Source organism: Streptomyces sparsus, assembly GCF_054776295.1.
Genome location: NZ_BAAHCA010000109.1, coordinates 1 through 9,274, shown reverse-complemented (window position 1 = coordinate 9,274; position 9,274 = coordinate 1). Strand labels below are relative to the sequence as shown.

8 protein-coding genes and 1 tRNA gene are annotated in these 9,274 nt (G+C 69.1%); 1 reads left to right on the top strand and 8 read right to left on the bottom strand.

Features of this window, described 5'->3' with window-relative positions:
- Positions 1 to 77: 77 nt before the first annotated feature.
- From ACYVE9_RS08760 to ACYVE9_RS08735, 6 genes are all read right to left on the bottom strand, one after another.
- Positions 78 to 845 carry an ABC transporter ATP-binding protein gene (locus tag ACYVE9_RS08760; RefSeq protein WP_461027177.1) on the bottom strand — a complete coding sequence of 256 codons (768 nt, stop codon included), beginning with the start codon at positions 843 to 845 and terminating at the stop codon, positions 78 to 80.
- On the bottom strand, positions 842 to 1,840 hold the full coding sequence (locus ACYVE9_RS08755) for an ABC transporter ATP-binding protein (RefSeq protein WP_461027176.1): 999 nt from the start codon (positions 1,838 to 1,840) through the stop codon (positions 842 to 844). The genes ACYVE9_RS08760 and ACYVE9_RS08755 overlap by 4 nt, the downstream gene beginning before the upstream one ends.
- Positions 1,837 to 3,198 (bottom strand): branched-chain amino acid ABC transporter permease, encoded by a 1,362-nt coding sequence (locus tag ACYVE9_RS08750; protein WP_461027175.1) that lies wholly within the window; start codon positions 3,196 to 3,198, stop codon positions 1,837 to 1,839. Before ACYVE9_RS08750 ends, ACYVE9_RS08755 begins: the two co-directional genes overlap by 4 nt.
- Positions 3,195 to 4,118: a branched-chain amino acid ABC transporter permease gene (locus tag ACYVE9_RS08745; protein WP_461027174.1), complete on the bottom strand. Its 924-nt coding sequence runs from the start codon at positions 4,116 to 4,118 to the stop codon at positions 3,195 to 3,197. The genes ACYVE9_RS08750 and ACYVE9_RS08745 overlap by 4 nt, the downstream gene beginning before the upstream one ends.
- Positions 4,119 to 4,282: 164 nt before the next feature.
- A complete protein-coding gene (locus ACYVE9_RS08740) occupies positions 4,283 to 5,386 on the bottom strand; it encodes a branched-chain amino acid ABC transporter substrate-binding protein (protein ID WP_461027178.1) in 1,104 nt (367 codons plus the stop codon).
- 483 nt (positions 5,387 to 5,869) lie between these two features.
- On the bottom strand, positions 5,870 to 6,556 hold the full coding sequence (locus tag ACYVE9_RS08735; RefSeq protein ID WP_461027173.1) for an ANTAR domain-containing response regulator: 687 nt from the start codon (positions 6,554 to 6,556) through the stop codon (positions 5,870 to 5,872).
- A 90-nt stretch (positions 6,557 to 6,646) separates the two neighbouring features.
- Between ACYVE9_RS08735 and ACYVE9_RS08730 the strand changes: the two genes are divergently transcribed.
- A tRNA-Leu gene (locus ACYVE9_RS08730) sits at positions 6,647 to 6,729 on the top strand.
- A 199-nt stretch (positions 6,730 to 6,928) separates the two neighbouring features.
- Here the strand turns inward: ACYVE9_RS08730 and pyk are convergent.
- Positions 6,929 to 8,383, bottom strand: a complete 1,455-nt coding sequence (pyk, locus tag ACYVE9_RS08725) for a pyruvate kinase (RefSeq protein ID WP_461027172.1) — start codon at positions 8,381 to 8,383, stop codon at positions 6,929 to 6,931.
- Positions 8,384 to 8,563: 180 nt separating this feature from the next.
- Positions 8,564 to 9,274: SIMPL domain-containing protein (locus ACYVE9_RS08720; RefSeq protein WP_461027171.1), on the bottom strand; the 711-nt coding region annotated here is incomplete at its 5' end.

Sequence of the window (9,274 nt, the reverse complement as noted above, 5' to 3'; positions counted from 1 at the left end):
GGGAGTGGTCTCCCCGGCACCGGCACGTCCGGTCACGCGGTGGATCCCGCGCGGCGCGCCCGCCGCACGGTGCCGTGCTAGCCGGCGCCCTCGCCGAGGTACGCGGCACGCACCCGCGGGTCGGCGAGCAGTGCGGACGCCTCGTCGGTCATCGCGACGGCGCCCGTCTCCAGCACATAGCCCCGGTCGGCGAGTTGCAGTGCCTGGGAGGCGTTCTGCTCGACCAGGAGAACGGTGGTGCCCTGCTCGTTGATCTCCTTGAGGATCTCGAAGATCTGCGCCACGATCAGCGGGGCGAGGCCCATCGAGGGCTCGTCCAGCAGCAGCAGCTCCGGCTTGCCCATGAGGGCGCGGCCGATGGCCAGCATCTGCTGCTCGCCGCCGGACAGGGTGCCGCCGAGCTGGTTGCGGCGCTCGGCGAGCCGGGGGAACAGGGTGAAGACCCGGTCCATCTCGGCGGCGTCCGGCGTCTTGAACCGGTAGGCGCCCATCTGGAGGTTCTCACGGACCGTCATCCGGGCGAACACCCGGCGGCCCTCCGGGACGTGGCCCACACCGAACTTCACCAGGTCGTGCGACTTGATGCCGTCGATGCGTTCGCCGTGCAGCAGGATCTGGCCCTCACGCAGCGGGATCATGCCGGAGGCGGTCCGCAGGGTGGTCGACTTGCCCGCGCCGTTGGCGCCGAGCAGCGCGACCACCTCACCGGGGTGGACCGTGAGGTTGATGCCCTTGAGCGCCTCGATCGCGCCGTAGAACACCCTCAGGTCGCGCAGTTCGAGCAGGGGTTCGCCCGTCCGCGCGGCGCTGCCCGGTTCCTTCGTCAGCTCCGTGCCGCCGCTCATGACCGCTCCTCCCCCGACGTGTCGTCGGTGCCGTCCGTGCCGGACGGGCCGTCCGTGCCGGTGCCCTTGCCGTCCGCGCCCGCGGTGTCCGCCTCGGCGGCCCGTGCGGGCGTCCCTGCTGCCGGCTTCGCCTCGGGCACCGCCGTGGTGTCCTCCTCCGCCGCCGCGCCGAGGTAGGCCTCGACGACCGCGCGGTCCTGCTGGACGTGGGACGGCGACCCTTCGGCGATCTTCTTGCCGAAGTTGAGCACCATGACCCGGTCCGCCACCGACATCACCAGGCGCATGTCGTGCTCGATCAGCAGCACGCTCACGCCCAGTTCGCGGTTGATCCGACGGATCAGCTCCTCGAGTTCGAGCTTCTCGGTGGGGTTGGTCCCCGCCGCGGGCTCGTCCAGGAGCAGCACCTGGGGGTCGGTCGCCAGCGCCCGGGCGATCTCCAGCCGCCGCTGGTCGCCGTAACTCAGCGACCCCGCCAGTTCGTTGATCTTGTCGACCAGCCCGACGAAGCTCAGCACGTCGTGGGCCTTGCGGTCGCTGTCGCGTTCCGCGCGCCGGGCGTTCGGCAGCCCCAGCATGATCGAGATCGGGCCGGAGCGCAGCCGGGTCTCGGCGGCGATCTTGACGTTCTCCAGTGCCGTCAGGGCTCCGAAGAGCCTGATGTTCTGGAACGTGCGCGCCACGCCGAGCCGGCTGACCAGGTGCGGCTTGCGACCGCGCAGCTCGTGCTCGCCGCCGCCGGCGGGACGGTAGGTGATCCGTCCCTCCTGCGGCGTGTAGGCGCCGGTCAGGGAGTTGAACAGCGACGTCTTGCCGGCGCCGTTGGGGCCGATGACCGCCAGGACCTCGCCGCGCCGCATGCGCAGCTCGACGTTGTCCAGGCTGGTCACCCCGCCGAACCGCAGGGTCACGCCGGCCGTGTCCAGAACCAGGTCACCGCTGTCGGCCGAGGGCCGGCCCGCGGGCCGGCCGTCCTTGCTCACCTCGGTCGTCATGACGACTTGCCTCCTGCCGGACCGGTCATCGCGTCGGCCTCGCTCGTGCCCGACTCGGCCATCTTCAGCTCACGCGACCGGCGCTTGGACGGAAGGACACCCTGCGGACGGTAGATCATCATGATCACCAGCAGCGCGCCCAGGTACATGTAGCGGTCCTTGGGGTCGACCCAGTCACGCAGGTACTCCGGCAGCCAGACCAGGAAGGCCGCGCCGAAGAGCACGCCGGGGATCGAGCCCATGCCACCGAAGATCACGTAGGCCAGTACCAGGATGGAGAACAGCACGATGAAGTTCTCCGAGTTGATGTACCCGGTCTTGCTGGCGTAGGCGACACCGGCGATGCCGGACGTCGAGGCGCCGATGGCGAAGGCCATCAGCTTGTACCTGACCGTGTCGACGCCGGTCGACGCGGCCGCAACCTCGTCCTCACGGATCGCCGTCCAGGCGCGTCCCACCTTCGAGTGCTCCAGGCGCAGGAAGAAGAACACCACCACGGACAGGATGACCAGCAGCAGCCAGTAGTACGGCATCGGGTCGAGCTTCCACTCGTAGGCCCAGAAGCCGAGGTCGAGGTGGAAGCGCTCCACCTTGACGCCGCTGGTGCCGCCGGTGAAGCCGGTGAGGTTCTTCGCCAGCAGGTAGACGATCTCGTGGAAGCCCAGGGTGACGATGGCCAGGTAGTCACCGCGCAACCGCAGGGTCGGCGCTCCCAGCAGCACACCCGCCGCCAGGCAGGTGATCACCGCGACCGGGATGACCAGGAAGTTGTTGAGCTGCACCGGCGGGGCCACCGGCAGCGCGCCGGTCCAGAAGGCCGCGCTGTAGGCGCCGATCGCGAAGAACGCGATGAAGCCGAGGTCCAGCATGCCGGCCCAGCCGATGACCACGTTGAGGCCGATCGCCAGCAGCAGGTAGATCGCGATCTGGTCGACGAGGACCGTCTGCCAGTAGCGCTCGAAGGCCAGCGGCAGGAAGGCCGCCAGGGCGAGCAGGACGAGCAGACCCAGCCAACGCACCCGCTGGTCGGACTGCCACAGCCCGCGCACGACCTGGACGGGCCCGCCCGCGACCTCCCGTGAGCGACGCCACGCCTGGGCGGTCTGCGGGGTGAGGAACTCCCGTCCCGCCCAGACCGCGACGCCGATCGCCAGCCAGACCCACAGCGCGGGTCCGGTGAGGTTCTCGCTGAGCGCGTAGAACAGGTCCCGGTGGGTGCCCTGTTCGCCGGTGACCAGGGTCATCAGCACGGCGAGCGCCACCATGGACGCGAGCCGGCGCCAGCGGGGCTCGTGGTACCAGTGCACGGTACGCAGCTGTGCGGCCTTGCGGCTGCTCAGCGTGGAGTCGGTGCTCATGCTGTCCTCCCCACACGCTCGCCGAGCAGGCCGGTCGGACGGAACATCAGCACGAGCACCAGCACGGCGAAGCCGGCCACGTAACGCCAGTCGTCGCCCCAGACGAAGACGGTGAGCGTCTCCACGATGCCCAGCACCATGCCGCCGAGCATCGCTCCGCGCACGTTGCCGATGCCACCGAGCACGGCGGCGGCGAACGCGGTGATGCCGGGCAGGAAGCCCATGGTGTAGTTGATCTTGTTGTTGACGCCGAAGAGGAATCCGGCCGCGCCGCCGAGCAGACCGCCGATGACGAAGGTGCGCGAGACGACCTTGTCGATGTTGACGCCCATCAGGGAGGCGACCTCGGGGTCCTGCGCCACCGCACGGATGCCGGAACCGAGCTTGGTGCGGTTCACCACGTAGTCCAGGCCGATCATCATCGCCACCGCCGAGCAGACGATGAGCAGCTGGGTGACGTTGAGGGAGGCCCCGAGGACGGTGAAGACCGTGTCGTTGTCGTACATCTTCGGCATGGAGATGGAGTTCCGGCCGAACAGCTTGCCCGCGAGGTTGTACAGGAAGAAGGAGGCGCCGATCGCGGTGATCAGGAAGACCAGCCGCGGCGCGTTGTGTTTGCGGAGCGGGCGGTAGGCGACCTTCTCCAGGCCGTAGGCCACGGCTCCGCCGAAGGCCGCGCCGGCCAGCATGCCGACCACGACGTAGGTGGCGGACTGCAGGCCGCTCGGCTCGGCTGCGGGTATCCAGGCGGTGAGGACGATGAGGCCCCCGAAGCCGCCGAACATGAAGACCTCGCTGTGCGCGAAGTTGAGGAGCTGCAGCACACCGTAGACGAGGGTGTACCCGATGGCGATGACGGCGTAGAGACAGCCGAGCACCACCCCTAGGACCAGGTAGTCCCAGAACTCGTAGAGGGACATCGAACTGACTTCCTTGTGGGAGCATGCCACCGCGCCGTGCGTTCGGCACCGGAGGGCGATGGGGAGAGGAACCCGGCGGGCGCGGAGCCCGTCATCCGCCGGTGATGCACCGGCCGGTGCGGCGGGAGCCGCACCGGCCGGCGGGGACGTCCGGCTTCAGCCGGTCACTCACCCGTCAGTTCGTCGATGTTGCCCACGTAGCCGATCTTGCTGTCCTTGACCTCGTACAGGTAGATCGTCTGGCTGGTGAACTCACCCTTGTCGTCGAAGGAGAACTCCTTGGTCAGACCCTGGTACTTCACCTTCTTGAGGGACTCCAGCAGCGCCTCGTTGCTGACGTCGCCCTCCAGGCCGGCGATCTCCGAGATGATCATCTTCGCCACGTCGTAGGACTCGGCGGAGTAGGTACCAGGTGCCTGGTTGTACTCCTTCTCGTAGTCCTCGGCGAAAGCCTTGGTGGCCTCCTCCTGCGTCGGGTCGGTGCAGGGGCAGGTGAGCTTCCAACCGTTGGCCGAGTCGCCCGCGAGCTTCACGAACTGCATGTCGTTCGAGCCGTCACCGGAGACCTTGACGCCGTCGAAGCCCTCCTCGTCCAGCTTCTTGGCGAAGGGGCCCGCGTCCTCGTAGTAACCCGCGTAGATCATGCCGTCGGCCTTGGTGTTCGCGACCTTCTTGGCGGCGGCACTGTAGTCCGGGGTCTTCTGCGGGGCGCTCTGGCGGATCGCCTCGATGCCGGCGTCCTTCAGGGCCTTCTCGGCCACGTCCGCGAGGCCCACGCCGTAGTCGGTCTTGTCGTCGACGACGACGACCTTCTTGGCGTCGGTGTTGTCCTTCAGGTACTTGGCCATTCCGGCGCCCTGGGCCGAGTCGTTCGGCACCGCGCGGAAGAAGGTCTCGTAGCCCTTGGTGGTGAGGTCCGGACGAGTGGCGGAGGAGGAAACAGCCGGGATTCCGGCATCCGCGTAATATTCCGCAGCGGTGTCGGCAGGGCCGGAGAACGCGGGGCCGATGACGGCGATCACTTCGGCGTCGATCGCCTTCTGCGCGGCGGCCGTCGCCTTGTCGGGCTGGCCCTGGTCATCAGCCGGAACATATTCGATCGTGAAATCGTAGTCACCGGAGGCGTTCGCCTCGTCGATGGCCAGCTTGATGCCGTTCTCCATATTCTCGCCCAGCTGGACGTTCTCACCGGAGAGCGGGCCCTGGAAGGCGATCTTGTACGTGTCGCCGTCGCCGTCGCCGCTGTCACTGCCGCAGCCGGTGAGCACCAAGGCCCCTACGGCAAACGGAACGGCCAGCCTCACGATGGTCTTGTTGAGCACTGTGGAACCCCCTGGATCCGGCCCAGAATGTGGCGAGCGCCGGAGTGTCGACGTCGCAAGCCGCACGTACGTACGGCTGGACCGGAATCTATTGCTCAAACCACAGCCCACCTAGGGATACGGTCCAGATGTGATCGCCCTGTGACCTCTGCCATGCGCCGGAAACAGGACGGTCCTTACCGCTGAGCGAACAAATTGGGAAGATCCATTGATCCGGAGACCAATCCGGGCAAGGCCGAATGCGGATAGCTGCATAAGGCACACGCTTTCGCCGAAGTGTCGCCGCCCGGCGCGGTCCACGATCGCGGCGCCCCCGACTCAGCCGGCCCCTTCAGCACTTGGGACCGTTCGGCCCGCCGTGCCCGGCTCCGCCGGCACGCACGACGGCCGGCCACCCGGCGTCCCCGGGAGCCGGCCGTCGCCGCCGTCCTACTTCTGCTTCTTCTCCTCGGCGTCCTCGATGACCGCCTCGGCGACCTGCTGCATCGACAGCCGCCGGTCCATCGACGTCTTCTGGATCCAGCGGAACGCGGCCGGCTCGGTCAGCCCGTACTGCGTCTGCAGCACCGACTTGGCCCGGTCCACCAGCTTGCGGGTCTCCAGCCGCTGCGTGAGGTCGGAGACCTCCTTCTCCAGCTGCTTGAGCTCGGTGAAGCGGGACACCGCCATCTCGATGGCCGGCACCACGTCGCTCTTGCTGAACGGCTTCACCAGGTAGGCCATGGCGCCGGCGTCGCGGGCCCGCTCCACCAGCTCGCGCTGCGAGAAGGCGGTGAGCATCAGCACCGGCGCGATGTTGTCCGCGGCGATCTGCTCGGCGGCCGAGATGCCGTCCAGGACGGGCATCTTGACGTCCAGGATCACCAGGTCCGGGCGGTGCTCGCGGGCGAGTTCCACGGCGGCCCGACCGTCGCCGGCCTCCCCGACGACGGAGTAGCCCTCTTCCTCGAGCATCTCCTTGAGGTCGAGCCGGATCAGCGCCTCGTCCTCCGCGATCACCACACGCGTCGTCACCGGCGGCACGTGGTCATGGGCACCCTCGACACCCTCGAGGTGGACGGCACCCTCTGCGGTACCGACCGCGGGCTCGGGCTCGGGGACGTCAGCGGTGCTCACTGGGCTCCTCGTTTTCGGGCAGGTGGGGCAGCACGAGCCTACCCAGTACCGAGCGGTGGACGTTACCCGGTACACTTCCCGGGGGCTGTCGCCGGGTTGGCGGAATGGCATACGCAGATGCCTCAAAAGCATCGGCCCGAAAGGGCATGCGGGTTCGAATCCCGCACCCGGCACTCCACTTCTTCGACTCGCCCCGCGGGCTGCCCCTCCCCCTCACGGCTGGCGCGTCACCCGCCCCGAACGCGTCCGCCGGGTGTGCACTCCCCGGCTCAGCCACTTCCGCGTACCACCCGGCGCAACGCGCGCCCGATCGCCCGGGCCATCGCATCGGCCCCGGGCACCGCAACGGGCCCGGGGCGCCGCAACGGCGGCTCAGGGCAGGGGCGTGTGGTGCGGCTTCGGGGCGTCGTCCTCACCGATGTGGTGCACCCGCACCAGGTTGGACGTGCCGGGCACGCCGGGCGGCGAGCCCGCGATGATGACGACGAGGTCACCCCGGTCGCAGCGGCCCACCTTCAGCAGCAGCTCGTCCACCTGGTCGACCATCTCGTCGGTGGTCTGCACCGTCGGCCCGAGAAAGGCCTCCACGCCCCAGGTGAGGTTGAGCTGCGCCCAGGTCGCGGGGTCGGGTGTGAACGCGAGCACCGGGATCGGTGACCGGTAGCGGGAGAGCCGCCGTGCGGTGTCACCGCTCTGGGTGAAGGCCACCAGGAAGCGCGCGCCGAGGAAGTCGCCCATCTCCGCGGCGGCCCGGGCCACCGCACCGCCCTGGGTCCGGGGCTTGCTGCTGGGGGTGAGCGGCGGCAGCCCGCCTGCCAGCATGTCCTCCTCCGCGGCGGCGACGATCCGGCTCATGGTGCGGACCGTCTCGACCGGGTACTTGCCGACGCTGGTCTCGCCGGACAGCATCACCGCGTCCGTACCGTCCATGACGGCGTTGGCCACGTCGGACGCCTCGGCCCGGGTGGGACGGGAGTTGTCGATCATGGAGTCGAGCATCTGGGTGGCGACGATCACCGGCTTTGCGTTCCGCTTCGCCAGCTTCACCGCACGCTTCTGCACGATGGGCACCGTCTCCAGTGGCATCTCCACGCCGAGATCACCGCGCGCCACCATCAGCCCGTCGAAGGCGTCGACGATGCCCAGCAGGTTGTCGACCGCCTGCGGCTTCTCGATCTTGGCGATCACCGGGCGGAACACGTCCTCCTCGCGCATCACCCGGTGCACCTCGAGGATGTCGTCGCCGCTGCGGACGAAGGACAGCGCGATGACGTCCACACCCATCCGCAGGGCCCAGCGGAGGTCCTCGGTGTCCTTCTTCGACATGGCCGGGACGGACACGGCCACGCCGGGCAGGTTCAGTCCCTTGTGGTCGGAGACCATGCCGCCCTCCACCACCCGGGTGCGGACCCGCGGGCCGTCGACGGACGTCACCTCCAGCGTGACCCGGCCGTCGTCCACCAGGATGGGCTCACCGGCCCGGACGTCACCGGCCAGGCCGGAGTGGGTGGTGCCGCAGCCGTCCTGGTCACCTTCGACCTCCTCGACGGTGATGGTGAACTCGTCGCCGGATTCAAGGAGTACCGGGCCTTCGCGGAAGCGGCCGAGGCGGATCTTCGGGCCTTGAAGGTCGGCGAGCACACCGACACTGCGGCCGGTCTCCTCGCAGGCCCGCCTGACCCGGTGGTAACGCTCCTCGTGCTCGGCGTGGCTGCCGTGGCTGAGGTTGAGGCGGGCTACGTCCATTCCGGCTTCGACAAGCGTCTTGATCTGCTCGTACGAATCGGTGGCCGGTCCCAGTGTGCAGACGATTTTTGCTCGGCGCATATCCCGAGCCTATGACTTACCGACGGGTAGAGAACCATCGGCAAGTGGCTCACGAAGGTCCGAACGGTGAAGGCGTTTTGACAACTCTTGAATATGCGCGGAGTGCCGCTCGCATGAGCGGAAAGCACTCATCGGGGACGCGGAGCAGCCCCACCGCCGGGCCGGTGTCCCGGCGGCACCTCACAGCCGCGGTGCGGTCATCGTGAAACGGGCGTTGACCTGCGCCTGCACCGTCTGGCGACGGGGTTCGAGGTCCAACGCGGGGGCCGCGGCCTCCGGCGCCGCACCGCCGAAGCCCCGCGGTGCCGCGCCCACCATGCCGGGCATCGGCGGGTGGAAGGCCCCCTCCGCGCCGAGATCGGCCAGGTCGATCAGGGAGACGAGTTCCGCGCCGAGCACCTGCGCGTATTCACGAGCGCGGGTGACGGCTTCCCGCACGGCTTGCTGACGGGCACGCCGGTGCACGGGGGAATCGGGCCGCAACGACCACCACGGACCGTCGACCCGGGTCAGTTCGAGCTCGGCGAGACGTGTACTGACCTCCCCCAGGGCGGTGAAGTCGTTGAGCACCGCGCTGATGTGCACCCGGCCCGCGTACGCACGGACCCGCTCGCCCCTGCCGTGCTTGCCGAGTTCGGGCGTGAGGGTGAAGGAACCGGTCTCGGTGGACTCCACCGCCTCCCCGTAGCCCCGCAGGAGTTCCAGCACCTCGCCGTTGCGCCGGGTGAGGTCCGACAGCGCCTGACGCCGGTCCGCGCCGCGGGCGTTGACGGTGACGCCGATCCGGGCGATCTCCGGATCGGCCTCCAGCAGCGCCTCCCCGCGGACCGCGACGCGCGGCGCGTCGTGGGCGGGTGGCGCGTCCTGGGCGGAGGGCGCGGACGGGGCGGG

Excerpts from the sequence above, each read along its gene's own strand:
- ACYVE9_RS08760 (WP_461027177.1), bottom strand. The coding sequence starts at position 845 with ATGAGCGGCGGCACGGAGCTGACGAAGGAACCGGGCAGCGCCGCGCGG.
- ACYVE9_RS08755 (WP_461027176.1), bottom strand. The coding sequence starts at position 1,840 with ATGACGACCGAGGTGAGCAAGGACGGCCGGCCCGCGGGCCGGCCCTCG.
- ACYVE9_RS08750 (WP_461027175.1), bottom strand. The coding sequence starts at position 3,198 with ATGAGCACCGACTCCACGCTGAGCAGCCGCAAGGCCGCACAGCTGCGT.
- ACYVE9_RS08745 (WP_461027174.1), bottom strand. The coding sequence starts at position 4,118 with ATGTCCCTCTACGAGTTCTGGGACTACCTGGTCCTAGGGGTGGTGCTC.
- pyk (WP_461027172.1), bottom strand. The coding sequence starts at position 8,383 with ATGCGCCGAGCAAAAATCGTCTGCACACTGGGACCGGCCACCGATTCG.